The sequence below is a fragment of the Candidatus Limnocylindrales bacterium genome, assembly GCA_035626395.1.
Classification (GTDB): domain Bacteria; phylum Desulfobacterota; class Binatia; order UBA1149; family CAITLU01; genus DASPNH01.
Window position 1 is genome coordinate 182,440 of sequence record DASPNR010000011.1, and the last position, 24,863, is coordinate 207,302.

15 protein-coding genes are annotated in these 24,863 nt (G+C 69.4%); 7 read left to right on the plus strand and 8 right to left on the minus strand.

Annotation, left to right across the window (positions count from 1 at the left end):
• Position 1 precedes the first annotated feature (1 nt).
• The 3 genes from VEC57_06605 to VEC57_06615 are packed head-to-tail and all read right to left on the minus strand — an operon-like array spanning position 2 to position 6,551.
• Positions 2 to 1,771, minus strand: coding sequence for a hypothetical protein (locus VEC57_06605; GenBank protein ID HYB98791.1), 1,770 nt, complete (start codon positions 1,769 to 1,771; stop codon positions 2 to 4).
• Positions 1,768 to 2,784 (minus strand): hypothetical protein, encoded by a 1,017-nt coding sequence (locus tag VEC57_06610; protein HYB98792.1) that lies wholly within the window; start codon positions 2,782 to 2,784, stop codon positions 1,768 to 1,770. The genes VEC57_06605 and VEC57_06610 overlap by 4 nt, the downstream gene beginning before the upstream one ends.
• Positions 2,784 to 6,551, minus strand: a complete 3,768-nt coding sequence (locus VEC57_06615; GenBank protein ID HYB98793.1) for a PKD domain-containing protein — start codon at positions 6,549 to 6,551, stop codon at positions 2,784 to 2,786. Before VEC57_06615 ends, VEC57_06610 begins: the two co-directional genes overlap by 1 nt.
• A gap of 349 nt (positions 6,552 to 6,900) precedes the next feature.
• Between VEC57_06615 and VEC57_06620 the strand changes: the two genes are divergently transcribed.
• A complete protein-coding gene (locus tag VEC57_06620) occupies positions 6,901 to 9,471 on the plus strand; it encodes a vanadium-dependent haloperoxidase (GenBank protein ID HYB98794.1) in 2,571 nt (856 codons plus the stop codon).
• Between the two features lie 16 nt (positions 9,472 to 9,487).
• On the opposite strand, the gene VEC57_06625 is transcribed toward VEC57_06620, so the two are convergent.
• Positions 9,488 to 10,057, minus strand: a complete 570-nt coding sequence (locus VEC57_06625; GenBank protein ID HYB98795.1) for a hypothetical protein — start codon at positions 10,055 to 10,057, stop codon at positions 9,488 to 9,490.
• Positions 10,058 to 10,479: 422 nt separating this feature from the next.
• Between VEC57_06625 and VEC57_06630 the strand changes: the two genes are divergently transcribed.
• The 6 genes from VEC57_06630 to VEC57_06655 all read left to right on the plus strand — a co-directional run bounded on the left by VEC57_06630 (position 10,480) and on the right by VEC57_06655 (position 18,939).
• Complete coding sequence (locus VEC57_06630) at positions 10,480 to 12,756, plus strand: DUF1329 domain-containing protein (protein ID HYB98796.1); 2,277 nt, start codon at positions 10,480 to 10,482, stop codon at positions 12,754 to 12,756.
• 26 nt (positions 12,757 to 12,782) lie between these two features.
• A complete protein-coding gene (locus VEC57_06635; protein ID HYB98797.1) occupies positions 12,783 to 12,995 on the plus strand; it encodes a hypothetical protein in 213 nt (70 codons plus the stop codon).
• A gap of 46 nt (positions 12,996 to 13,041) precedes the next feature.
• Complete coding sequence (locus VEC57_06640; protein ID HYB98798.1) at positions 13,042 to 16,230, plus strand: hypothetical protein; 3,189 nt, start codon at positions 13,042 to 13,044, stop codon at positions 16,228 to 16,230.
• Positions 16,227 to 16,544, plus strand: a complete 318-nt coding sequence (locus VEC57_06645; protein ID HYB98799.1) for a hypothetical protein — start codon at positions 16,227 to 16,229, stop codon at positions 16,542 to 16,544. Before VEC57_06640 ends, VEC57_06645 begins: the two co-directional genes overlap by 4 nt.
• A gap of 8 nt (positions 16,545 to 16,552) precedes the next feature.
• Positions 16,553 to 17,647, plus strand: coding sequence for a roadblock/LC7 domain-containing protein (locus VEC57_06650; GenBank protein ID HYB98800.1), 1,095 nt, complete (start codon positions 16,553 to 16,555; stop codon positions 17,645 to 17,647).
• Positions 17,648 to 17,748: 101 nt separating this feature from the next.
• On the plus strand, positions 17,749 to 18,939 hold the full coding sequence (locus VEC57_06655; protein HYB98801.1) for a cache domain-containing protein: 1,191 nt from the start codon (positions 17,749 to 17,751) through the stop codon (positions 18,937 to 18,939).
• 110 nt (positions 18,940 to 19,049) lie between these two features.
• Here the strand turns inward: VEC57_06655 and VEC57_06660 are convergent, their stop codons facing one another.
• The 4 genes from VEC57_06660 to VEC57_06675 all read right to left on the minus strand — a co-directional run bounded on the left by VEC57_06660 (position 19,050) and on the right by VEC57_06675 (position 24,843).
• Complete coding sequence (locus VEC57_06660; protein HYB98802.1) at positions 19,050 to 19,880, minus strand: CAP domain-containing protein; 831 nt, start codon at positions 19,878 to 19,880, stop codon at positions 19,050 to 19,052.
• Between the two features lie 102 nt (positions 19,881 to 19,982).
• The gene (locus tag VEC57_06665; protein HYB98803.1) at positions 19,983 to 22,631 is read right to left on the minus strand and encodes a VCBS repeat-containing protein; all 2,649 of its coding nucleotides are present in this window, start codon (positions 22,629 to 22,631) and stop codon (positions 19,983 to 19,985) included.
• Positions 22,632 to 22,789: 158 nt separating this feature from the next.
• Positions 22,790 to 23,914 carry a Hint domain-containing protein gene (locus tag VEC57_06670; GenBank protein ID HYB98804.1) on the minus strand — a complete coding sequence of 375 codons (1,125 nt, stop codon included), beginning with the start codon at positions 23,912 to 23,914 and terminating at the stop codon, positions 22,790 to 22,792.
• 152 nt (positions 23,915 to 24,066) lie between these two features.
• Positions 24,067 to 24,843 carry a glutathione S-transferase family protein gene (locus VEC57_06675; protein ID HYB98805.1) on the minus strand — a complete coding sequence of 259 codons (777 nt, stop codon included), beginning with the start codon at positions 24,841 to 24,843 and terminating at the stop codon, positions 24,067 to 24,069.
• Positions 24,844 to 24,863 lie beyond the last annotated feature (20 nt).

Here is a 24,863-nt window from a genome sequence, read left to right on the forward strand (position 1 = left end):
CCTACTTCGGCATCACGCTGGCCGGATCGACGACCGGCGCGGTGTTGTCGACGACGACCTTGCCCTGCTTTTCGGGGGAGGTCGCCGGATTGCGATCGCGGTCGTACCAGGCGCCGATGACCTTCAGATACTTCTCCTCGCGGTCCACGGTCGTGTTGGGATCTCCGACCCAGTCCGGCCGCATGTCGTCCTCGAAACCGTGCTGGTTCTCCGAGACCGCCACCAGATCCCAATCGCCATCGCCCTTGCCGGGTCCGAACGTGGTCGTGTCGAGCTCGATCGTCGCGTCCACGCCGGAGAACGCGACCTGCGGCGTGAAGCTCGCGAAGGCGGCGAAGCTGTCGTTGAGGTCGTCGAACGCGCGCTTGTAGCCGATCTTCACCTTGGAGGCGGGCGTGACGTTCTGGACGCCGAGGACCACCGCGGGCGTGGTCTGCAGCCGCGTCGTCACCGTGCCGCGCAGGTAGGAAAAGCCGGCGATGTCCTTGTAGTTGCCCTCGGTGGCAGCGTCGGCGTCGTCCGGCGGCGCGGTCTCGTCGAACGGCGAGGTGGTCAGGCGCGCGCGTGTCCAGAAGATTCCGTGCTGCTGCAGGTACCGGAAGAAACGCTTCGTGCGCTGGCTGCCCGCGCCGCTGGTCGAGACGAGGTCCTGCACGAACTCCTGAATGTCGTTGGGCTTGCCCAGGACGAACTCGCGGAAGAGGACGCCAAAGTTGTCGGTGCCGCCGAAGAGCGGATCGACGTGCACGCGGTAGAAGAAGGCGCTCAGCGCGCCTTCCACTTCCTCGCCGTTCTCGAAGCTCAGGCCCTCGCGGCCCGTGCTGCCCGACGTGCTTTCCGCGTTCCCGTCGACGTCGTTGGGCGAGCCGCCGCGCCACGTCGTGAACAGGGAGTCGTCGATCGGATCGACCTTGCCGTCGTTGGCGTGCTCGGCCAGACCGTCGGTGCGGCTCTGCACGTAGCTGGCCCAGCCCTCGGTCAGCGCGAAGATCGGATTCTTCTCGGAGTTGGAATTGTGGCTGCGGTTGGCGATCCCGTCGGCCACGATGCCGCCGTGATTCTTGTCGTGCACCAGGTGGGCGAACTCGTGGTAGATGTCCGACTGGTACCCCTGCCCCAGCATCGCCACGTTGACGGCGTTGATGTCGACGTCGGCGATGTTGATCTGTTCGAGGAACTCATACGAGGTGGTGCTGTCGGTGACGATGTGCACCTCGATGTCGTAGGTCAGGCTCCAGGGCGCGGTGCCCTTGCGGTTCTCGTACCAGGATACGGCCTGGGTGATCAGGCGCGTGAGGTTGGCGATCGACGCTCGCGCCGGGTTCAGGCTGTCCGTCATCAGCAGAACGGTGCAGTTGAGGTTGGACGCCGGATCGTGGTCCGGAGTCGTACAGAACGTGCCCGGATCGAACGGATCGTTGGCCGGCTTGTGCGACTTCAGCACGATGTGATGCCCGCCGAAGGATGCCGACGGCTGCAGCAGGAACATCCAGTCGATCACCACGTAGATGTCGGGATTGAGCTCGGCGCCGAAGTCGGCGGTCGTGATGACGGCCTGGAAGACTCCGCCGGCGTCGGTGTAGGTGGTCGCCAGAAGCTGGTCGGCGCCGACGTCGTCGTCGAAGACGCGCACGCGGATTCCCGGGATCAGCTTGATCGAGCTGTCGGCCACGGTTCCGCTGACCGTGAACGCGGCATGCGACGGATCGGGCAGGGCCCATCCCGCCGCCGCCAGCGCGGTGCACAGCGCAGCCTTCCATACGCGCATCATCGCGACGCCTCCCACTGCGCCGCCGTGCCGAGGAACGCGACGCGGTAGCTGCCGTCGGCCTGACGGCTCAGCACGAGCTGGTCGCGCAATGTCTGCGGACTGCCGTCGGCGCCGGCCACGCGCATCTCGCCCACCGTGACTTCAACCGCCGCCTCGCCGACGTGCCTCCACGTGACGGGCCCGAGGTCCTGGAGCCGGCGCCCGCGCTGCTCCGCCACGAGCTCGTCGAGCACGCGGCCTGGATCGTAGCCGGGCGCCAGCAGCATCCGGATGCGCTCGCGCGAGCCGTCGAAGCAGGCCTCGTAGTAGCTTCGCAGCAGCGACCGCATCGCCTCCTCGCCCTCGCCGGCATCGTGCAGCCGCTGGCGTCGCGGCGTCTTGGGCGCTGCGGGCGTGGCAGGGGCGGCGCCGAGAAAGCGGGCCACGTCCGGATTGGCGGCATCGAACGCGTCCACGCCGGCGGGCGCCGGTCCGAGGCTGCGGGCCATCGAAAGGACCGAGGCGCGCTCGGCGGCGCTGGCATGGTCGCGCGTGAAGGCGACGGTCTCGAGCAGCACGGCGTGCGTCTTGTCGCGTGCGACGTCGGCCGCGGCGCCGCCACTGCCGACCGAGCGCCCGGCGAGGCCGCGGGCGCTGGCGGTCTGCTGCAACTGCGACGCCTGCGCGTGCACCCGACGGGCCTTGTCGAGAACGGTCGCGACGACCTGCGGCGGCGTCGGCGACGCGGGCGTGCGCAGATGCAGCTCCGAGCTCTGCCATATCTCGAGCGCGCGCGCCGCCAGGCCGACGTAGGTTGCCGCACTGCCGACTGCGTCCGGCCCCGCCGCCGACTGCAGCTGCTGCGCGCGCGAGAGCCGCACGTCGACGAGCTCGGCAAAGCCGGCGCGGGCGCCGTCGACGTCGCCGGCGTGCATGCGCTCGATCAGACGGTCCTCGTCGGTGACGACCTCGGTTGCCAGAGCCGGAAGCGCCACGCACAGGCACGAGGCGACGATGACGGCAAGAAATCGCATCAGCGCAGCTCCACCGGGAACTTCCATTCCTGGATGCCGTTGGCCGGATTGCCGTCGGCGTCGGTGAAGTTGCCGATCTCGTCGCGCAGATCGCGGAACATCACCTGGTATTGCCCGTCGGGCAGCATGTCGAGCTGCGGGCTTTCGGCGCGGATGTGCTTGGAGGTGAACGGGCCCGTCACGGAAATCGCTCCCGGCCCGCTGACCGTCAGGACGTCGGAGCCGTTGTTGAGAACGATCTTGAGCGCGTCGAGCAGGTCATCGAGTCCGGAAGGGCCTACGGGGAAGGTGCCCGGCGCCGGCTCGTCCTTCAGGTCGGCCTCGATGACGAAATGCGTATCGCGCTTCTCGCTCTCGGTGACGTCGCACTGGTCCTTGATGCCTCGCATCTCCAGCTCGAACGGGCCGCCGGCGGGGTTGGCGAACGCGCCCGGGAAAACCTGCTCCCACTTCGCGCCCGTCCATGTCACCGAATGGAAGCCGGCGGTGGTGGGCAGGCCCGTCCGTTCGACGAGAACGTCGTTGCTCTTGTCGCGCACGCGGAAGTGCACCTCGTCGAACGGATCACCCGGACCCACGACCTCGTAGGTCAGCACTGCATCGGTCCCGAGGTTGATCTTGCCCAGCGGCGTCACCTGGGAGATGCGCAGGTCGGGGCCGCTGTGGACGGTGACGTTGTCCGTGTCCATCGCCTGCTCGCAGGAGCCGCAGCGCCCGGTGACGCTGACCGGGAAGGTGCCGGCGCGCGTGTAGCGGTGCATCGGCGCGGGGCCGCCGCCGAGGGCGCCGTCGCCGAAGTCCCATTCGAAGCTGACGGTTCCGGTGCAGTTGGTCTTGACGATGGAGACGCTGAAGAAGACGGGACAGTCCGTCATCCGGTCGGCCGACTTCATGCCCTGCACCTTGGCGTCGATCTCGAAGACGGCGGGGTCGCCCTTGCACACGCCGAGCTCGCACATGTCGTTGTACGTGCAGGCGTTGCCGTCGCTGCAGGACTTGCCGTTGGGGAACATGAGCGACTCGACGCACTCCCCGCCTTCGCAGACGTAGTCGATGCACTCGTTGCCGCCGTCGCACGATGCACCTTCGGCCTTGGGATCGTGGAAGCACTGCCCGGCCGTGCAGCGGTCGGTCGTGCAGGGATCGTCGTCATCGCAGTTGATCTCGCCGCTCTGGCTCACGCACTGGCCGCCCATGCACACGGGCATGCCGCAATCGCTCGTGGTTCCGCCGCAGGCGCCGCCGTCGCCGACCGGAGCATGCGTGCACGTGCCGTTCTGGCAGCTGTCGGCGGTGCAGGCGTTGCCGTCGTCGCAGCCGGAGGCGCACGTGTTGCGGGGGCGAGTGCGCGTTGCGCCGCCCCAGCCCGAGCGCGTCACGCCGAAGCCCGGGTTGGAGATGATGCGCATGCCGCTCTCCTCCACCGTGGCCGGACCGATGTTGAGGAAGCGGTTGACCGAGTGGTCGAACTGGAAGAGGTCCACGACCGCGCCGGGCGGAAGCGCATCGCTGTTGGGAACCGTCACGCGCGCGGGCGGATCGAACACGACCCCCGGCGGCTGAATGCTCCAGGCCGGTCCCATGAAGCTGGTGCCGCCGGGCGGCGTCATCGGCACCTTGTCCAGATGCACCTGATTGATCGCGACGCGGCCGACCTTGGTGTTGTCCGGAAACGTGGCCGACCCCGCCAGCACGGTCAGCGTCATTCCCGGCACGCCCGGCATCTGCACGACGACGTCGCTGCTGCCGCCGACGATCTCGCCGATGCCGACCATCTCCGGCAGGCGCACCGGCCCGTTCGGCAGCGTGTTGGTCTTGCCCGCCACCGTCACCGTCTCCAGCGACAGTGCCGGAAACTTCTCCGTGCGCGGCGTCGTGCGTGGATCGATGAAGACGAAGATCTGGCCGACGCCCACGCCCTGCAGCAGGAACTGCCCGTCGGCATCGGTCTCGGTGACGACCTCGCTCTCGCCGTCGAGCGCAGTGGCGCGAACGGTGGTGATCGGGATCGGCGTGTTGGCGTCGTCCAGGACGATGCCCGCCAGCGAGGTCTGCGACGGATCGCCGGCGGCAACGGCCGAGGCGACGAAGCTCGCTTTCATGCTTTCGATGCCGGGGAAGTAGGCTTCGGCGACGTTGTTGTTGAGGCCCGTGGCCGGCCCGAGCGTGAACACGGCGCGCGCCACGCCTTCCTGGTCGGTCGCCGTCTCGATCGTCGCCTGCCCGTCGAAGGCGCCGGCGCCTGCGAGCACGCGAAACAGCACCGGCACCTCGGCCAGCGCATTGCCGTCCTCGTCGACGACCACGACTTCGAGCGGGGTCGGCAGCGGCGTGCCGACCACTCCGGTCTGGTTCTCACCGGCCACCGCACGGATGGCGTGCGGGAGCTTGGGAAACCCGCTGGCGCAAAACAGCGCCTCGCCGGCGGCGCCCACGGCGCTGGCGCGCACGCCGTTGATGCCGGCGCCGGCGCGCGTGCCGAGCGTCAGAACCGCCGCGGCGCGGCCGTCGGCGCCGGTGGTTCGCATCAGCGTGCGCTGGCCCTGCAGGTCGCCGCCGGCGAGCGTGCCGTCGCCGCGATCGACGACGAACGTGACGACGCGGCCGGCAAGGGGACTGCCGCCGTCGTCGCTCACTTCGACCACCAGCGGCTCGGCCAGCTCCTCGCCGACCACGCCTGCCTGCGCGTCGCCCGAATGCACGCGCACGGCGATGCCGGTGGGCGTGCGGCGCTCCACCGAAATGGATGCGCTTTTCTCGTTGCCGACGGCGTCCCTGCCGACGGCGGTGACGGTGTTCTGGCCGATCACCAGCGGCACGTCCTCGGCAACGAAGGTTCCCTTCTCCACCGACGCGGCGACACCATTGACCGTGACGGTGGCTCCGAAGGCGGCGCCCACCATGTCGTTGATGGCGCCGGTGACGACGATGGAGGCATCGGTGGTGACGAACCCGGCCGGCGGCGAGGTGATGGCCAGCGCGGGCGCGAAATCGTCGAGCGTGACGTGGAAGGAATCGACGCCCTGGTTGCCCGCGTCGTCGACCGCAACGGCAACGACGGCATTGGGACCGCTGCGCAGCGGGACCTCGGCGTGGAACTCGCCCCCGGCGATGACGGCGGCCACACCGTTGACGGTGACGCTGACCGCGTCCTCATCGACGCTTCCGCTGACGTCGACGGTGTCCTCGTTCGTCACGGCCAGCGCCGGCTCGTCCACGTCCAGGGAGAGCGCCTTGCAGTCGGAACCGTCGCAGTCTTCGTCGACCTCGTTGTCGCAGACCTCGGGCTGCGCCGGCAGCGGCACGCACGGATTCGGCACGCCCTCCACGCACAGCTCGACGGTGCGCTGGCAGAGGCCGATGCCGCACGTCTCCTCGCCGAAGCCTTCGTCGGTCTGGGCATCGCAATCGTCGTCGACGCCGTTGCACAGCTCGGTGGCGCCGGCGCAGAGCTGGCACAGATCGTTGCAGCCGTTCTCACCGGGAGGATCGCACTGCTCGCCTTCGTCGACCTCGCCGTTGCCGCAGTCCTCGCACGAGATGCAGTTGAAGGTGACCGGAAGGTTGACGGCCTTGCGCAGAACGGCCAGCGAGTCGCTGGCCGTGGTGGTGCCGTTGCCGTTGACGTCGCAGATGCAGAGCTCACAGGAAGACTGGCCGACGGCGCTGCGCAGCACGAACAGAGCATCGGACGCGGTGGGCCTGGTTCCGGTGCTCAGCGGCTGGCCGCAATCGCCGAGCGCGGCGTGCGAAGCGGGCGCCGTCATCGCGCAGGAGAGCGCCGTCAACGCAGTGCGGGCGAGGAACGTCTTCGCGATGCGCAACGCGCGTGCAGGCAATGGACGCGGAAGACTGGAACTGGACTCCCCCGGCACGACGCTCCTTTGTTCGTCGGTGCCGTATCGCGTGCACACCCTCCGCACGCAGACATCGCGCTGCCGCCGGCGGCAGCCTTCCCGACCGCGGGATCATGACTGCCGCTCGGGACTCCGGCAAGGCCCATCTGGGTCGAAGCAGAGATTGGTCTCGGGTTGTTCCGCGCAGATCGCGCGTGGCGGCGCCGGGCAGTGCCTGCCATGATGGCTGCTCCGACCTCTGCCGGGGGCAAGCCGGGTGATGATCACGTTCCGCCTTCGACATCGGCGCCTGCTGCCGGCCGCCCTGCTCGTGTTGACGGTTCTACCGGCTGCGCCGGCGCCGGCGCAGCTTCCGAGCGCCCGCCAGCGCGGCTGCTTCGTCGGCGTTCATCGCGCGGCCGTGCTCGCCGCCGAGGCTGCCGGCGATCGCATCCTCGAATGCACGGAGGCGACACTGGCCGGAAGGCTCCGAGGTCCGGCTGCCGGCGACTGCTTCACCAGTACCTCGCCGCGAATGGTCGCGGCAGCCGAACGAACCGAGTCGATGGAGCGCGCGCGTTGCGAGCAGCGGCCCGGCTTCGGCTCCAGCGACGCCGCGCAGCTTCCGGCCGCGGTCTCCGCCAGCTTTCCCCTTGCCGCCGCGTTCGGCGAGCAGGTGATCGATGCGCTGACGCCGGGCACCGGTGACGCCGCGCTCGCGCGCTGCCAGCTCGCCGTCGCGCGCGCCATCACCGAAATGACCACCGCGCGCCTGAAGAGCTTCCACCGCTGCACCCGCCGCGGCCTCAGAAACGGCAACCTTCAGAACGCCGTCGCGCTGAGCACCTGCCTGGACGGGCGCGGCCAGAGCCACGTCGAGGAAGCGCTGGCGCGCGCGCAGAGCAGGATCGCCGGGACGTGCGCGGATCCAGCGGTTCCGGTTGCGCTGCCGGGCCCGTGCGGCGATGGCGACCTCGCCGGCGTCGCCGCGTGCCTGGACCGCGCGGCAGCGTGCTCGGTGTGCGAGCGGCTCGAGCAGATCGAGGGCGCGCCGGCGCTGTGCGACCTCTACGACGACTCCACGCGCGACGGCAGCTGCAGCTTTCCGGCTGCGCCCGATCATTCGGTCGCGCGCGTGTGGAACGAGGCACTGCTCGAAGCCATCCGTCGCGACACGCCGCGTCCGACGGTGCATGCGCGCAACCTCTTCCATCTGTCGGCGGCGATGTACGACGCCTGGGTCGCGTACCACGGCGACGTCGAGTCGGCGTACCTGAGCGAACAGTCGCCGCTGGTGCAGGACGCCGATGCCGAGGTCGACGAAGCGATCAGCTACGCCGCCTTCCGCGTTCTCACGCACCGCTTCGCCGCCGGCGTCTCGGCCTACAACTCGCTGGTCAACTTCGACTACTGGATGCGGGTGCTCGGCCACGATCCGGGCGTCACGACGACGGCCGGCGGCTCGGCAGCGGCCGTCGGCAACCGCATCGGCGCCGCCGTCATCGCCCACGGTCTGACCGACGGGTCCAACGAGCAGGCCGGCTACGCCGACGACACCGGCTACTTTCCCGCCAACGATCCGCTCATCGTGGCGCAGCCCGGCGCGCCGATGAACGATCCCAACCGCTGGCAGCCTCTGGCCCTCGAGTTCCGCATCGAGCAGAACGGCATACCGGCGCCGAGCAACATCCAGACCTACGTCGGGCCGCACTGGGGCAATGTCACGCCGTTCGCCCTGACGCGCGAGGATCCCGGCGACATCTACGTCGATCCTGGGGCGCCGCCGCAGCTCGGCGGCGACGGCGACCACGAATTCAAGCAGAGCGGCCTTCAGGTCGTGCGCCTGAGCAGCGGCCTGGACGGCAACGATCCGACGCTGCTGAACATCTCGCCGGGCGCGCGCGGCAACAATCCCCTCGGCACGAATGCCGGCACGGGCCACGCGCTGAATCCGGCCACCGGGCTTCCCTACGAGGACAACATCGTGCGCCGCGCCGATTGGGCGCGCCTGACGGCGGAGTTCTGGGCCGACGGCCCGAGCTCGGAGACGCCGCCCGGGCATTGGAACGTGCTGGCCAACGAGGTCTCCTACGACCAGCGCTTCGAGCGGCGCTTGGGCGGCACCGGCGAGCCGCTCGATGCACTGGAGTGGGACGTCAAGCTCTACTTCGTACTCAACGGCGCCGTGCACGACGCCGCGGTGGCCGCGTGGGGAGCCAAGCGCGAGTACGACACGTCACGGCCGATCTCGATCATCCGTTACATGGCGCAGCGCGGGCAATCGTCGAACCCTTCGGGCCCGTCCTATCATCCGCTCGGCATTCCGCTCGAGGATGGCCTCGTCGAGATCATCACGGCGCAAAGCGCCGCGCCGGGACAGCGCCACGCGCATCTTGCGGCGTACGTCGGACAGGTTGCGGTGCGATCGTGGCTCGGGACGCCGAGCGATCGGGAGCACGAGGTCGGCGGCGTCGGATGGATCCGCGGCATCGAGTGGATCCCGTATCAGCTGCCCACGTTCGTGACGCCGGCGTTTGCCGCCTACGTCTCCGGGCACAGCACCTTCAGCCGCGCCGCCGCGGTGGTGATGACCAACATCACCGGCAGCGCCTTCTTCCCCGGCGGGCTGCACGAAGTGGAGAAGCTTCCCGGCAGCCTCGACTTCGAGTACGGGCCCGTGCAGCCGGTCACGCTGCAGTGGGCGACCTACTTCGATGCCGCCGACGACGCCGGCATCTCGCGCCTGTGGGGCGGCATCCACATCCGCGCCGACGATTTCGGCGGCCGCGAGATGGGCGCCGTCATCGGAGAGGATGCGTGGGAGCTGGCGCTCGCGTACTTCGGCGAATGACGCCGCCGCGGCGGCGCTACGGCCGCCGGCAGCAGATCGCGGCGCAGCTCAGATTGCCGGAGAACACGCCGTTGTGGTTGAAGCCCTTGCACAGGAAGCCGTCCTCGCTCGCCGAGGGCCGCGACACCGACAGCTGCTGCATGTCGAACGGATCGGTGCTGGATCCGCCGCCGCCCATGACGGCGTAGCCGATCGGGCACTGCGCGGTGACGCTGCCGGCGCTGGAAGCACCAAGCACGATGCTCTCGTTCACCTGCACGCAGTCGCGCACGCCGGGCGTGCAGCCCTTGATGCGAGCACAGCAGTCGTTGCCGGTGCCGTCCTCGATGCAGACCACGCAGCTCGGCGGTGGGATCGTGGCCAGCGGGCTGTCGGCGGCACCGAGCGGACAGACCATGTCGTCGTCCTTGACGACGCAGTTGCCGTAGTCGAAGGCGTGGTAGCCGAGGGCTTCGTTGCCGCCGTCGTACCATGCCACCAGGCCGGCGACGTTGGTGGCGGCAAGCGAGATCACGCCCGTCTTCTTGTCGATCTTCGCTTTGCAGGTGTCGGCGGCGTGCGCGGCGCCGGCGGCGACCAACGTCATGCACAGAATGGATGAAGCAGCGCGCGCGGCGCGGCGGCCTGTGGATGTCATGAATGAAGCCTCCTTCGGGTGCAGCCGTGGATCGGCTGCTCTCCCGAAGACGCGTTCCCTTCCGCGTCACGTCGTGCCGCTGCGGCGACCGTGTGGCGGCACCCGTCGCCGTCACTGCTGCGCACACTGCAGGATGAGCTCACTCATGGGGCCGCCCTCGGCCGCGCGCGTGAAAACGGCGGTCTCGGGGCCCTCGGCCCCACCTTTGCAACATGTGGGGCATGGTCGTAGAGCGAACGGAGGACGAGCCGGCTGCGCGGGAACGCTGTTTTTGGCCATCGTCAATAGTTGTCGAGCCACTTTCTGCTTGATGACCACTGTGCTGCCACGTAACCAGGATCGTCCGTTCGGCTCTCGGGAGGGGTCTGCTGGTGAAAAAGGTGGAAAAGGGAGTCCGCGCGACTCCGGCACAGCAACAACTCGAGCCCGGCGCCCAAGGCCGGCGCACTGATCGCAACGCCCTTCTTCGCACGGCACGTGCGGCCTCTGCGCTGACACGCGCCGGCGCCGGGGCCACGTTCGCAATCGCTGCGATTGTCCTTGGTTTTGGCGCTCTTGCCGCCGCGCAGGAAGGCTCCGGCACCGCGCCGAGCGCCGCTGCCGCCGGCGCCGATCCCAACGTCGACGTGCTGCGCAAGCTGCTCGGCGTGCCCGAGCCTCCTCCGCCGCCGGCGCCGGAGGCCGCGCCATCGCCCGCGCCGCCGGCCGCCGATCCGGCCGCCGCCGCCCCTGCAGCGCCCGCATCGCCATCCACAGACTCATCCACAGCCTCGCCGCAGCCTGCGCCCGCCCCTGCTTCTGCGGGCGCGCCGCCGCAGGCACCCCCGGTCGCAGCCTCGTCGGCCCCGTCGCCGGCGCCTGCCGAAGCGGCGCCCGCACCGGTTGCCGCACCGGCGCCGACGCCCGCGGCTGATGCTGCGGTCAAGGTCGAAGCGGCCAAGGAGCCGCCCGTCGTCGTCGCGCCGGTCGAGGCCGTGCCTGCACCGGCCGAAGCCGCCAGCCGTGCCAGCGAGGCGCCCGTTGCCGTCGAAGCGGCGAAGGTTGAAGCCATCGCCAAGGTTGGCGAGCCGGTCATGCCCGAGACGCCCGAGCCGCTCGTGCCTGCGCCTGCCGCCACCAGGCCCGCCGCCACCGAGGCGGCGAAACCCGCCAAGGACGAGGCTGCCAAGCCCGTGCCGGCCAAGGCCAAGTCCGTCGCGCCGGCCAAGGTCGCCAAGCCCGCGGCGCCGGCCAAGCCGGCCAAGAAGGAAGCGCCGGCCGTCGCCAAGCCGCCCAAGGCCAAGCCGGAGCCGGCGGTGGCCTCCGCCAAGAAGCTCGAGCAGCCGCTGCCGCCCGAAGAGGTGCCGGTCATCGTCGCGCCCGAGGACGCGCCGACGCTGGCATCGATCAAGCGCGACATGCCGCTGGAGTCGCCGCCGCCTCCGCCGGCCTCGATGCTGCAGTTCAAGGACGTGAAGGTGCCCGCGCCGGGAAGCGTCGTCTCGGCGGCCAACATGGCCGAGTACGAGCACCTGATCGGCCCGAGCGTGCAGTGGGCGCTGGGCCGCGGCGCCAGGCTGCGCATCGTCGCGCCCAAGCCGATGCCGCTCGAGCCCGCGCGCGCCGAGGCCACGCAGCGCTACCACGCGCAGGTCAAGCTGTCGGACGACAAGACCGAGCTGCTCAACTACGTCGCCGGCATCCCCTTCCCGTTCGTCACCGCCGACGAAGCCGATGCCGCGACCAAGCTGATGCACAACAACGCATCGCGGCTGATCGTCGACGACGTCGACATCCGCCATTTCAGCTGCGAGACCGGAAGCCTCGACGAGAACACGGGCCTGCAGATCGAGCGCGCCTACGTCAACGAGCACTTCCGCCGTCTCTACTACGTCAGCCGCTTCTATACCGAGCCGAAGCCGACCTGGAAGAACGCCGGCGGCGTGCGCAACCGCGAGCTGCTCTATCCGCTGCTCGAGCCGTTCGATCTCAAGGGCGCCGGCTTCACTTACAACCGCTACCTGGACGCCACGCGCCAGGACGACTCGTGGCTGTACTTCCCGCAGCAGAAGCGCGTGCGGCGCCTGTCGACCGCGCAGCGCTCCGAGGGCGTGTTCGGACAGGACATCGATCTGGACAGCTACGGCGGCTTCTCGGGCAATCCGGCCTGGACCGAGTGGCGGCTGCTCGGGGTCAAGACGATTCTGGCCTCGATGCACGGCGAGGGCTTTCCGCCCGACTGGCAGCCGGGCTCGGCCAACTTCCTGTTCGACGACGTATGGGAGCCGCGCGAGGTCTACGTCATCGAGGGCAAGTCGAAGCTTCCCGAGTACGCGTTCGGCAAACGCATCATCTACCTGGACCGCGAGAGCTGGCTGATCCCGTACACCGAGATCTACGACCTCAACGGTGGGTTGTGGAAGGCGCTCATCCAGACGGCGCGCTTTACGAAGAAGAGCTTCCCCGGCTCCAAGATCACCTACGACTACGAGCAGTTCTTCTACCCCGCGTTCGCGATGATCGACATGCAGTTCTCGCACTGCACGCGCTGCCAGCTGCCCTCGCCGCAGTATCCGGGCGAAGAAGGCTGGTACATCAACGTGGGCGAGCGCGAAGGCACCACCGAGGAAGTCTTCGAGGTCTCGAGCTTCATCCAGACCGGACGCTGAGAGACGGACGGATACCGGGAACGAGCATGGCCGAGGACATCATCGAAGAGCTGCGAAAGCGCCTGGCCGCTTTCGACAATGACGCCGAAGGGCGGCTCAGCCAGCTCGTCGTCGACGCCAAGCTTCGTGCGCTCGAGGACCTGATGGAGGCCGTCCACGACGAGCAGATCAAGGAGCTCGACCGCAAGAGGGACGGCGAGCTCGGGCTGGGCAACGACGAGAAACCGGGCAACGCGTGAGAGTGGCCGCGAGGAAGACGTGCAAGAGGATCGAGAGAGGAAACAGGTGCCGCTGGAGCCCACGCCGATGATCGAGGCGCTGCGCGATCGCATCGAGAACGCCAAACGCGACGCGGTCTCCTCCGTCGCCACGCTGCGCGAGACGCTGCGCCAGCGCGCCGCGCAGCTGACGCAGATCCGTGCCGACCTCGGCAAGGCGCTCGACGAGTTCGAGGAGCAGCGCCGTCAGCTCGAGGCCGAGCGCGCCGAGCTCGAGCAGCACGTCAATCTGACGCTCGACCCCAAGATCTTCGGGCAGGAGCTGCTCGAGCAGCGCGCGCAGCTCGACCGCGACCTGGCCGCGTTCGAAGCCGAGAAGAAGACCGTCCGCGATCGAACCGCCAAGCGCACCGAGGAGCTGACGGCGCGCGAGCGCGCGATCGCCGAGGCGCAGGACAAGATCGACGACGAGGCCCAGGCGCTGGCGCGCGAGCGCGCCGCCATGCAGGCCGACCAGCAGATCGCACGCAAGGAGCTGGCCGACCGCCAGAAGGAGCTCAACGCCGAGCGCGCCGACCTTGCCCGCCGCATCGAGGCGCTGGAGGCCGACCGCGCCAGGGGCGAGGCCGCGCTGGCCGCGCGCTCTCGCGAGCTGGACGAGCGCGTGCTCGAGATCGAGGCGATCCGCCGCAAGATCGACGAGGAGACCGCCGCCATCCAGGCGCGTCTTGCCGATCTGGCCAAGCAGGAAGCCGACGCCGAGCGCGAGGCCAAGCTGCGCAACGCGCATCTGGAATCGCAGCTGCGCAAGCTCGAGGCCGACCGCGTGGCCCTCGAAGGCGAGCGCGAGCAGGCCCGCCTCGCCCATCAGGCGCGCATCTCCGAGATCGAGGCCAAGGCGCTCGAGGTCGAGCAGCGCCGCGCAGGCCTGGAGCGCGAGCGCACCGCGCTGCTCGCCGACGTGCAGGCGGAGAAGGACGGGGCACGAGCGCTGACCGCCAGGCTCGAGGAAGAGCGCTCCGAGCTGGACCGGCGCATGGCCGCGCTGGAGGAGCTGCGCGCACGGGCGCAGAGCGAGGCCGCCGAGCGCAGCGCCGCGCTCGCCGAGCGCGAGGCGCAGATGTCACGGCGCGAATCCGAGCTCGCCGCCGCGCTGGCGCAGCGCGAGCGCGACATCGCCGCACGCCATGCCGAAGCCGAGGCACGCGTGCGTGCGACCGCCGAGCTGGAGACGTGGCTGGCCGACTCGCGCCGTCGTCTCAGCGACGGCCTCGAGGCGCTCGAAGCCGATCGCAAGAAGCACGAGGAAGCCAGTGCCGCCCTTGCCGCCGCGCGCGCCGAGCAGGAGCGCGCATTCGCGGCGATGCGCCAGGAGCTGGATGCGCGGGAGGCCGCGATCGGCCGCGACCGCCAGAGCATGGAGGCCGAGGTCGAGGCACGCCTGGCCGCCGCGGCCGAGCGCGAAGCCGAGCTGACCGCCACCGAAGGGCGCCTGCTCGCCGACCGCGAAGCGCTCGAGAGCGAAATCGCCGATCTCGAGACGCGCGCCGCGGCCGAGACCGAGCGCCTCTCGGCCCGCCAGGCCGAGCTCGAGCAGGCCCGCGCCGCGCTCGAAAAGGAGCGCGCGCAGCTTGCCCACGAGCAGTCGCGCCTGGAACAGGCGCGGGCCGACAAGCTCGCCGAGCTTGCCGGGCTGGAGACGTGGCTGGCCGAGTCGCGCGCGCGTCTGGCCGCCGAGCTCGAATCGCTGGAGCGCTCGCAGGCAAAGCATCAGGCCGACGTCGAGCAATGGTCGCAGCGCGCGCAGGAGCGCGAGCGCGCGATCACCGAAGCCAACGACCTGCTCGGGCAGGAGCGCAGCAAGCTGGCGCAGGAGCGCGCCGAGACGCGGCGCAAGCTCGACGACGAGCGGCTCGAGCTGGAGATCCGGCAGGAAGAGCTCGAGCAGCAGGCGCAGAAGGCCCGCGCGGCGCTCGACGAAGAGAAGGCGGCGCTGCAGGCGGCCATCGCCGAGCGCGAGGCGAGCCTTGCGGCGCAGGAGCAGGCGCAGCGCGTGGCGCTCGAGCAGGAAGCCGCGCAGCAGAAGCAGAAGCTGGAAGCCGAGGCGGCCGCGCAGAAGCAGGCGCTCGACGGCCAGGCCGCCGAGCAGAAAAGCAGGCTGGAGGCCGAGGCCGCCGCGCAGAGGCAGAAGCTGGAGGCCGAGTCGGCCGCGCAGAAGCAGCGCCTCGACGAAGAGGCCGCCGCGCAGAGGGCCGCGTTCGACGCCGAGACCCGGGCGCAGCGCGACGAGCTGGCGGCGCGCGAAGCGGCGCTGGCCGCCGAGATCGAGGAGCGGCGCACGCTCCTGGCCGAGCGCGAAGCCGAGCTGGAACGCGGCGCCGAGGAGCTGCATCGCAAGCACGACGCCGTGCAGGCCGAGATCGTCGCGCTGGAGGAGAAGGCCGAGGCCGAGTTCCTCGCGCTCGACGCGCGCGACCATGCTCTTCAGCAGCGAGAGCAGGAGCTGGCCGCGGCCCGCACGCAGCTCGAGCGCGAGAAGATCGAGCTCGAACGGGCGCGCGCCGACAAGCTGGCCGACCTCGCCGGCCTGGAGAACTGGCTGGCCGACTCGCGAGTTCGCCTGCAGCAGCAGACCGAGCAGCTCGAGGCCACGCGCGCCAGGGTCGAGCGCATGGAAGCCGAGACGCTCGAGCGGATGCGCAGCTCCGAGCAGGAGCTGACCGCCTCGCGCAGCCGGCTGGCCGAGGAGCGCGAGGCGTTCGAGACGTCGTGCCGGCAGATCGAGGAGCGCCACCTCGCCGAGCAGGCCGCGCTGACCGAGCGCGAGCAGGCGCTGACCGCGACGGCCGAGCGCCTGCGCGAGGACCGCCAGGCCCTGGAAGAAGAGCTGGCTTCGCTCGAGAAGCAGGCCGAAGCCAAGGCTGCGCAGTTCGCCGAGCAGGAAAAGACCATCACGCAGGCCGGCGAGGAGCTGCGACGCAAGCGCGAGCAGGCACGCGCCGAGCACGAGTCGCTCGAGGAGCGGGCGGCCGTTCGCCGCGCCGAGCTCTCGGGCCTGGAGAACTGGCTGGCCGCCGCGCGCGCCCGGCTCGAGGAGGAGCTCGGGCAGCTGGCCACCGAGCGCGAAGAGATGCGCAAGGAGCGCCAGCGCCTGCGCCGCCAGGCCGCCTCCCTGCTCAGCGACCTCGCCGACGACGACGGCGCAGGCCGCGATTCGTCTTCGGACAGCCAGGCAAGTAAAAGACTGGTTCCATGAACGACACCGTCATCGAACAGGCTCGCAAGCTGACGGGTGTACAGGGCGCGGCGCTGGTGCGCCCGCCCGGAACGGTGGCAGCCTCGAACATCGAGTCGAAGCAGCTCAACACGTTCTTCGAGCTGCTCTATCGCACCGCCTACGAGCTCGACCGCAAGGCCGGCCTCGGAAACGTCTCGGCCGTCGTCGTCAAGACCGACAAGGCCGGCGATCTCTCCCTTCTCATCCACGATCAAAAAGCCCTCGCTCTGGTCTCCGAGGGCTCACGCCCGCTCTCGGAGCTGTCTGCGGAGGTCAGAGACCTGCTTCGGTAGAGGTGGCTGTGCGGACGCTGTTGCGGGATCTAGCAACTCTGAAAGGAGTCCACGGCGGCTACGTCGTGCGCAAGGGCGAGGTGCTCGCGTCGTCGTTGCCCGAAGACCGCACCGATGCGCTGTCGGCTGCGCTGGAGGCGATCGTCAAGATCGGCGAAGGGCTGTCCAGGATCGACGCGCGCTTCGAGGAAGTGCGCATCGAATTCGGCACGCAGTCGCTGATGGTGATGCCGGTCGACGACGGCTTCACGCTCGGACTGCTCACGGGCGAAGACGTCGACCTTCCGCTTCTGCGCGCGGTGATGGCTTCGAGCGTGCGACAGCTCCGGCGCATGGCCGAGCTGCCGCCGCGTCCGATCGAGGAGCCCAGGCTGCCGCCGCTGCCCGAGCTTCCCGACGTCGTCGTGGCACCGGCGGCCCCGGATTTCGAGGCACCGCCCTTGGTCGCGCCTGCAGCACCGGCCGTCGAAGCGGCGCCGGCCGTCGAGCCCGCGCAGGCCGCGGGCGCCGCCGCGGGCGCATCGCAGAAGGCGCAGCCAACCGCTGCGCCCACGCCGGCGGCTCCGCCTGCGGACGCACCGCCCAAGCCCGAAGCGGCCAGGCACGCGCCGGCCGCGCCCGAAACCAAGCAGGCGCCGCAGCAGGCGGCCGCGGCGCAGCCGGCTGCCAGGCAGGCCGCCGCGCCCTCGCCCTCGACCGCCAAGCCCGCTCAGCCCGCCAGACCGTCGCCGGCCGAGCAGGCTCAGCGAGCGCGCGAGGCCAAGGCCGCGCAGCATGCGGTGCAGCAGGGCAAGGGCCGCGACGAGCAGCGCAAGCCCGAGCCGCAACGCAAGCCGCCGGCGGCGCCGGAGCCGCCGCGCGCTCCGGCCCGCGACGACTGGGACGCCGAGACCGTGCTGCCGAAGATCCGCGACCTGCTCACCGAGGCCATCGGCCCCGTCGCCCGCGTGACGTTCAAGCGCGGCGTCGCCAAATGGACCGATGCCCATGCGCCGACGCTGGGCAATCTGCCGGCGCTGGCCCGGATCCTCGCCGCCGACCTCGGCTCGGAGGCCGAGAAGAAGAAGTTCGTCGACGCCGTCGAGCGTTTGCGACAGGGCTGATTCTCGTTCAGGCAGGGCTCGTTCCAGGCCATCGCGCAAGGTATGAGGTTCAGACGGGGCGTGGGGGGCTCCCCTTCCGCGTACACTGAGGAGTGTCGTCCTTGAACAGCATCCGCAACAAGATCCTCCTGGCCATCGCGCTGGTGACGCTGCCGCCGATGCTCGTGCTCGGCTGGTACGGCGGCGACCAGGTCGAGAAGGCGCTGCGCGAGCAGGGCCTGCAGCGCCTCGACACGCGCATCAACGGCCTGTCGGCCCAGATGGACAAGGTGCTCTCCGGCACCGACGGCGATCTGCTGCTCCTGGCCGACGCCCCTTCCCTCTCGCAGTACTGGCTTGCGCTCGACAGCGGCGACGCCGTTCTCATCGAGGCAGCCAAGAAGAACCTGGCGCAGACGTTCACGCGCCTGCTGCAGATCCGCGGCAACTACCATCAGGTGGCGTACCTGGACGCCACGGGCATGGAGAAGATCCGCGCGCAGCGCGGCGCCGGCGACTCGATCATGATCACGCCGGAGACCAGGCTCGAGAACAACGCCAGCCGCGCGCTCTACACCGAGGCCAACAAGCTGCAGAGGAGCAAGGTCCACGTCACGCCGATCGAGCTCAATCGCGTGTCGGGCAAGCTCGAGGAGCCGCACCGGCCCGTCATCCACTACAGCACGCCGGTGTTCGACGCCTCGTCCAGAAAGCGCGGCGTCCTGGAGATCACGGTCAACGCCCGGCCGATGCTCGAGCTGGTGGCGGCGGCGCCCGAGCAAGGCGAGACGCTGCTGCTCGTCGACGCCAGCGGCGCCTACCTGAGCCATCCCGACAAGGACAAGGAATGGGGCGGCACCAACGACCTCGGCACTGCGCACAACCTGGCCACCGACTACCCGCGCCTGAGCGCCGCCGTGCTCAGCGCCAAGGGGCCGCTGCACGACGAGAGCGCCGAGATGATCACGATCGCGCGACCGATTCCGGTCCCCGGCGTGCCCGACAGACAGCTCGGCGTGCTCGTCGACATGATGCCGAGCAACGTCCTCTACGCATCGGCGCGGCGGCTGCGCAACAACTTCTGGATTCTGACCGGCGGCGCCCTCGCCTTCGCGCTGATCGTCGGCGCCGCGGTGGCCTACTACATCACGCGGCCGATCTCGGCGCTGACCGTCGCGGTCGACCGCATGAGCCGCGGCGAGCTCGAAGAGCCGATCCGCGTGACCTCCGGCGACGAGATGCAGAAGCTCGCCGAAGCCATGGAACGTCTGCGCAAGTCCATGAAGCTCATGCTCGACAAGTTCGAGGACTGATTCGGCAACGCCCAGTTCCGGCGGCCCAGAGCCGTCGGTGGCCCCGCACCGTCCGTGCGGCCGCTGTCGCGTGATGTTGGCGGCCCGGAGCCGTCGGTGGCCCAACGACGTCAGTACGGCCGCTGTCCGGTGATGTTGCCGGCGGGCCCGTAGTTGCAGACGATCGAGTGGTCGTAGGTCAGGTTGGGGCAGTGCGAGGTCGCGCAGCCCACCTCCTTCGTGTTCTCCCAGACCAGCTGCGTGTAGTGGCCGCAGATCTTCGTCGGCAGGCAGGTGTTCGTCTCGTAGACGTACCACTGCTTCTCGTCCTCCCACGCATCCATCGCCGTCTGGTAGTGGAAGGGCTGGTTCTGCGCGTAGATGTTCTCGCCGACCTTGTAGGGATGCCCCTCGTGCCGGTTCGGGTTGTGGTCGATCGCGCCCGACGGCGCCTGCACGTCCACGCATGCGTCGGCCCATTCCTGCGCCGTGGCCGCCAGCGCATCGCTCCACACGAGCGGCCCCACGCCGACGTCCTCGCGAACCTCGTTGTGCGCCTCGGTGATTCCCTCGAGATGCGGCGGCTCGCCGATGGTCGTCGTGGTGGTGCTGGTGGTTGTCGTGGTCGTCGTCGTCGAGGTGGTCGTGGTCGCGCAGGCGGGACAATCGAGCGCGATGTCGTGTCCGACGGCGGCCTTGAGGATGGTCAGCGCATCGCTGGCAGTGACCGCGCCGTTGTCGTTGACGTCGCAGACGCACATCTCGCAGGAGCCGCTGCCGACCGCGGTCCGCAGCGTCGAGAGGGCATCGGAGGCGACGGGCTGCTCGCCGGTGCTGGCGGGCTGGCCGCAGTCGCCCTGCTCCGAGTGCGCGCTGGATGCGCCGAACACGAGAACGATCGTAAGAGACACGAAGACGCGCATGGACATGACGGTGCGCGATGCACCGAACGGTCGGACCATGCAATCGGCGGGAATGTTCGAACGGCGGCCATCGGCGAACGCCGTCGGGGAGGCCGCCATCTCTCTTTCCCATCCGCGGGCCCGTGCGCCGCGCGTCTCTGCCTACGGCTGCACCGAAATGCTGCACGTCCCGGGGTTGGAGCGGAACGCATCGTAGGTGCGCCCGTTGTAATCGGTCTGCCCGTTGGGCGCCGGGGCCGGGATCGCCGCACTCTCGGTGACGTTGGTGACGCCGTAGGCGTGCTGATTCCAGATGCGCCGCGTCGGGAACCATTCCTGGAGCAAGGCTCCCCAGACGCCGACGCCGTTGGGATGGTCGTTGCCCTCCGAGCACGACGAGGAATCGTTGTTCGAGGGAACCAGGATCTCGGCGCTGCCGTCGTTGTCGGCATCGGCGATGGTGGGGCTCTCGATGCGCGTGCGGCTCGGGGAATTGTTCTTGAAGTAGACCGCGCCGTTGCGGCCGTCATAGACGCGCAAATGGCATTCGTCGTTGTAGGCGATTTCCCTGACGCCGTCCCCGTTGAAATCGAATGCGGCCGATGCCGTCACGCGGCTCGAATCGTCCTCGGTGACGCGCAGCCATCCGTTGTGCAGGCACACGCAGTTGCCGCGCGCGCAGACGGCGCCCTCGGCGCACTCGTCGTCGCCCGCGCAGGTGGCGCCGGGCGCGCGCGCCGGGTTGCCCTGCAGCCCGCTGGCCGTGTCGACGAACGCATTGGGCCAAGCCGGGCATGCGGCCGAGACATCCTGGAGGTCGTGCGCCACGTAGCGTGTGCCGAAGGCGACGCCGATCTCGGGAAAGCCGTCGCCATCGAAGTCGTCGAGGACGGGGGCTCCGCCGTCGGTGCCCAGGCCGAAGTTGACGTTCCGCTGCAGGGCGCCGGTCTGCCCGTTCAGGATCAGCAGATGTCCCTCCGCGACGATCACGACCTCGGCCGTGCCGTCGAGCGGATTGTCGGGACCCGGCGCAAGCAACGGATCGGTGCCGAGAACGTCGCCGACGGCGCACAAGCCGTCGCGCTGCGCGTTGGGGATGGCGGCGGCGCCGTTGACGGTCTGGCCGTCCCAGACCACCGCGAGGCGTCCCTGGCAGAAGTCGCTCATGTCGCCGACCGCGCATTCGGCGATGGTCGAGACGCCCGAGGGCGGGTCGGGCATCGCATACACCGTGGTGCCGGCCACGATCTCAAGCCGGGCGTCGCCCTGGATGTCGGCTACGCAGGAGATCGGTCCGAGCCCCTGCAGGCCGTTCATCAGGCTGCCGCTGAACTTGTCGACGAAGACGAGGTCGCCGTTGCCGTCGTGGCCGAGTGTGAAGGCGTGACGGCCGACGACGATCTCGGCAAAGCCCTCGTTGTCGAGGTTGGCCAGCGCCGGCGCCGGAGTGGCGTAGCTGCTCCACACGTTCGGGCCCGTCTCCGTGATCGGATTTCCGGTATTGCTCAGGATGGTCAGCCCGGAGTTCTCGTTCGCCACGACGATCTCGGGCACGCCATCGCCGTCGAGGTCGCCGATGGCGGGAACCGACGTGGAATTGGCGGTCGCGTTCGTGCACGGGCAGCTCAGCGCCAGCGAGTCGCCCTCGTGCCAGACGGTCGAGCCGCAGGTGGCGAAGAAGTCGTTGCCCTTGCTCGGCCCGCCGCCGTGGATGGCGCGCACGACGCCGTTCAGCGAAATGTCCGAGTTGCAGTAGGAGAGGAAGACGATTTCGGGGAAGTCGAGCTCGTTGATGAAGCCGTCGCCGTTGTCGTCGTCGAGATTGGCGACGAGCGGCGTCGAGGACACCTGCGAGGAGGCCGGAAATGGGGCGCCGGCGGCGTCGCGATTGGCGATGCCGGTTCCGCCCCATTGGATTTCGGCGACCGGAAGGACGCCGGCGAACAGGAACGGCTCGTCGCACGCTTCGGGGCCCGCCACGCATCGATCGGCGACGCATTCATGGCCGGCCGGGCAGTCCCAGTCGTCCTGGCACGCGCACCACGCATCGCCGCCGCCGGCATCCACGCAGCCGTCGCCGGCCGAGGGACTCTCGCATACGGTCGTTTCCACCGAGCCGCCGTCGGCGCCGCACTGCTGCAACTCGGTATCCGAGCAGGCAAGGGCATCGGGCGTGCAGACGTCGGCCACGCAGAGGCTGCCCGAGCAATGCTCGGCCTCGCTGCAGTCGCTCGAATCGGCGCAGCCGGTGCACAGCGGAATCGGATCGCCGGCCGGCGGCGCCACCGTGTTCGTGCAGTAGGTGGCGATCGCCGCCAGCAGATCGTCCGCGCTTCCCGCGCAGGCGCCTTTCTTTTCTGCTTTCGCCAGGGCGGCGATGAACTTCGCTTCGGCTATGTCGGTGCAGTCGGCGGGCGTATCGGATGCCTGGCATTGGAGCGCCGCCGCTGCGTACTTCGAAGCCGCCTTGCGCTTTCTTGCCTCGCAGGCGGTGGCGCCCGACGGGCCCGCCGCCGCCACGGCTGCCGGACAGGAAAGGACGCGCGGCTCGCACGTCGCGTAGGTGCCCGAGCAGCCCGGCCCGATCTTGATCAGCTTCTTTTCGAGCTTGCCGAGCTTCTTGGCCAGACACGCGGCTTCGTCGTAGGAGGCGTCGAGAAGCCCCTTGTTATGGCAGGAGATCGCGCCTTTCTCGGCCTTGCCGAGCGCGGCCAGCTTGGAGGCCGTGCACTTGTCGGAGGCCTCGGCCGGCGCGAGCAGAGCGGCGTGCACAACGATGCAGAACGTGGCCAGGAATGCGCGCTCGATCATGTCCGACTCCTTGCAACGCCGGGGGAAGCGGCGGCGCCGGATGATGGACCGCGAACCGAATTGTGACAATTCCACCCATGCGGGTGACGCTGCGCATACGTTCTCGCCTCGGGTCCCGATCGTCCGCAAAGGAACGACTCGGGACCCGACGTCGTTCGCTACTTGTTGTGGACGAGGATGCGCCCGGCGCCCACGAAGTAGTTGTGAAGCCCGCCGACCTCGATGTTGTAGACGACCGGCGCGGCCCCGGAGTCCTCGAGCGGCGGCGCCGCCCGGAACAGATCGGTTGTCGCCACGGACACACGCTCGAGCTGCGGATTGCTCGCCGAGGCGCCGGCGCGGCGGCGCTGGGGCGCGACGTAGCCGGCGTAGAACGTGGACGCATCGACGCTGCGATTGAACGCCACGGCCACGCCTGCCTCGCCGCGCGAAACGAGACGGTCGCCGACGGCCAGATCCCTTGCCTTGACCCATCCCCTGCCCTCGACGCGGAAGGGATGCTCGTCGGTGGTGCGGATGGTTTCGGTGCCGGCGCCGACCTCGCGCAGCGCCGTGCCGGGGCGCCGGTAGATGCGGGTGACCGGCTGCAGGACTTCCCTGCCCGCGGCCTCGTCGAAGGACCAGACGCGATCGCCGAGCGAGAGGTCGCGGATCGGGCGCGGGCCCTGCTCGGTGGAGACGATGGTGTCGCCGCGGAAACAGAAGCCGCCGTCGATGGGCACGCCGGTGATCTTGCAGGCTGGCTTGTCGCCGAAGGTGGCGATGAAAGCCTGCGTCTGCGTTTCATTGAACCCGAACAGCGTCGGCAGATCCTTGCCGCACGAGTAGGAGGCCGTCAGAACATCGGTGCCGCCGTCGAGGTCGCCGTCCTTGTCGTCGTCCTTGCCGGTGATGCTGCCGCTGCACGACTCGACGGCGGTGGGCGGAACGTCGAAAAAGGACGTCATGTTGGCCTCGTCCCAGGCCGCCGCCTCCACGACCACGAACGCCTTCTGCACCACCTTGGCCGATTTGGGTCCGACCTTGAACAGCTCCGGCTCCAGCAAGTACACCGCGAAGGCATCGTTCGCATGAACCGAGCCCCGGCAGAACATGGCGCCAAGATAGTAGGTGAAGGGAATGCTCGCGGCCCGGCCAATCCCCGCGAACTTGCCCTCGGCCTCGTTGTCGACGACGGTGGCCCCGAACTGAACGTGATCGGGACGCGGCTGCGCGGTTGCAGGCATGGCGGAAAGGCCCAGCACGGAGAGGGCAAGAGCAAGATTGCGGACGTTGTTTCGCATGACGGCAGGCTCCTCTGGATCGGATCGCGGGAGTGTCGAGGATCGGCGGAGCTGACACCACAAGGCGCGGGGCGGGCGCACCTGCGCGCTGCGATCGGGTCTTGGCGTCCAGGCCAATGACGGCGTTCCATCCGAAGCGCTGGATTCTCTTGCTATTCCAGCGAGGACGGCACTACCGCACGTCCGGCGCGTAGCTCATCGTACCACCAGTCGGCGAAGCCGTTACGGATCAGCCACTCGATGCGGTCGCCTCGCCATACGACCTTCTCGCGTTCATACGGCGACGGCGCATCGACGAACTTCTCGCGCACGGCATTCTTTACGAGCTCGAGGTCCTCGCGCACTGCCGGGATGTCGCGCATGCGCACGTTCCAGCGGCTGAGGTTGCGATGATCTTGCAGCGAAATCCCAAGAGCGCGCAGCGAGGTGAGGTGCGGGAACAAGGCGAAGTCCGCGATCGAAAGCGAGCCGCACAGGTACTCGCGTCCATCCAGCGCCTTCTCGAGCCGGCTCAGAACGATGCCGATGTCACGCATGCCGGCCTCGACCAGTCCCGGCGGCGGCTGGTCGTGTCGCTGCAGGGTCGGCCAGGTCCACAACGAGATGTCGTGGGTCAGCGCATCGATCAGGCCGTCCGCCAGACGCTCCCAGGCGCGCGCCTCGACTCGCACCGCGGGATCGGCCGGCAGCAGCGCAGGCTGCGGATAGCGGTGCTCGAGGTAGGCGACGATGTCGGAGGAATTGACGACGATGAGCCCGTCATCATCGAGCACCGGCACCTCGCCGCGCGGATTGACCGCATGCAGGTCAGCGAGCTCGGAGACGGCCAGCGAGTCTTTGCGCTCGTAGTCGAGGTTCTTGTGCGACAGGACCAGACGCACCTTGCGGGCGAAGGGGCTGAACGGATTGTCGTAGAGGATTCTTGCCATGGGTGGCCTCGCTTGTGAGA

What these genes read in the sequence shown, in the direction of transcription:
- VEC57_06660 (HYB98802.1), bottom strand. Translation starts at nt 19,880, where the DNA reads ATGGTCCGACCGTTCGGTGCATCGCGCACCGTCATGTCCATGCGCGTC.
- VEC57_06605 (HYB98791.1), bottom strand. Translation starts at nt 1,771, where the DNA reads ATGATGCGCGTATGGAAGGCTGCGCTGTGCACCGCGCTGGCGGCGGCG.
- VEC57_06615 (HYB98793.1), bottom strand. Translation starts at nt 6,551, where the DNA reads ATGACGGCGCCCGCTTCGCACGCCGCGCTCGGCGATTGCGGCCAGCCG.
- VEC57_06645 (HYB98799.1), top strand. Translation starts at nt 16,227, where the DNA reads ATGAACGACACCGTCATCGAACAGGCTCGCAAGCTGACGGGTGTACAG.
- VEC57_06675 (HYB98805.1), bottom strand. Translation starts at nt 24,843, where the DNA reads ATGGCAAGAATCCTCTACGACAATCCGTTCAGCCCCTTCGCCCGCAAG.
- VEC57_06620 (HYB98794.1), top strand. Translation starts at nt 6,901, where the DNA reads ATGATCACGTTCCGCCTTCGACATCGGCGCCTGCTGCCGGCCGCCCTG.
- VEC57_06670 (HYB98804.1), bottom strand. Translation starts at nt 23,914, where the DNA reads ATGCGAAACAACGTCCGCAATCTTGCTCTTGCCCTCTCCGTGCTGGGC.
- VEC57_06665 (HYB98803.1), bottom strand. Translation starts at nt 22,631, where the DNA reads ATGATCGAGCGCGCATTCCTGGCCACGTTCTGCATCGTTGTGCACGCC.
- VEC57_06610 (HYB98792.1), bottom strand. Translation starts at nt 2,784, where the DNA reads ATGCGATTTCTTGCCGTCATCGTCGCCTCGTGCCTGTGCGTGGCGCTT.
- VEC57_06635 (HYB98797.1), top strand. Translation starts at nt 12,783, where the DNA reads ATGGCCGAGGACATCATCGAAGAGCTGCGAAAGCGCCTGGCCGCTTTC.
- VEC57_06625 (HYB98795.1), bottom strand. Translation starts at nt 10,057, where the DNA reads ATGACGTTGGTCGCCGCCGGCGCCGCGCACGCCGCCGACACCTGCAAA.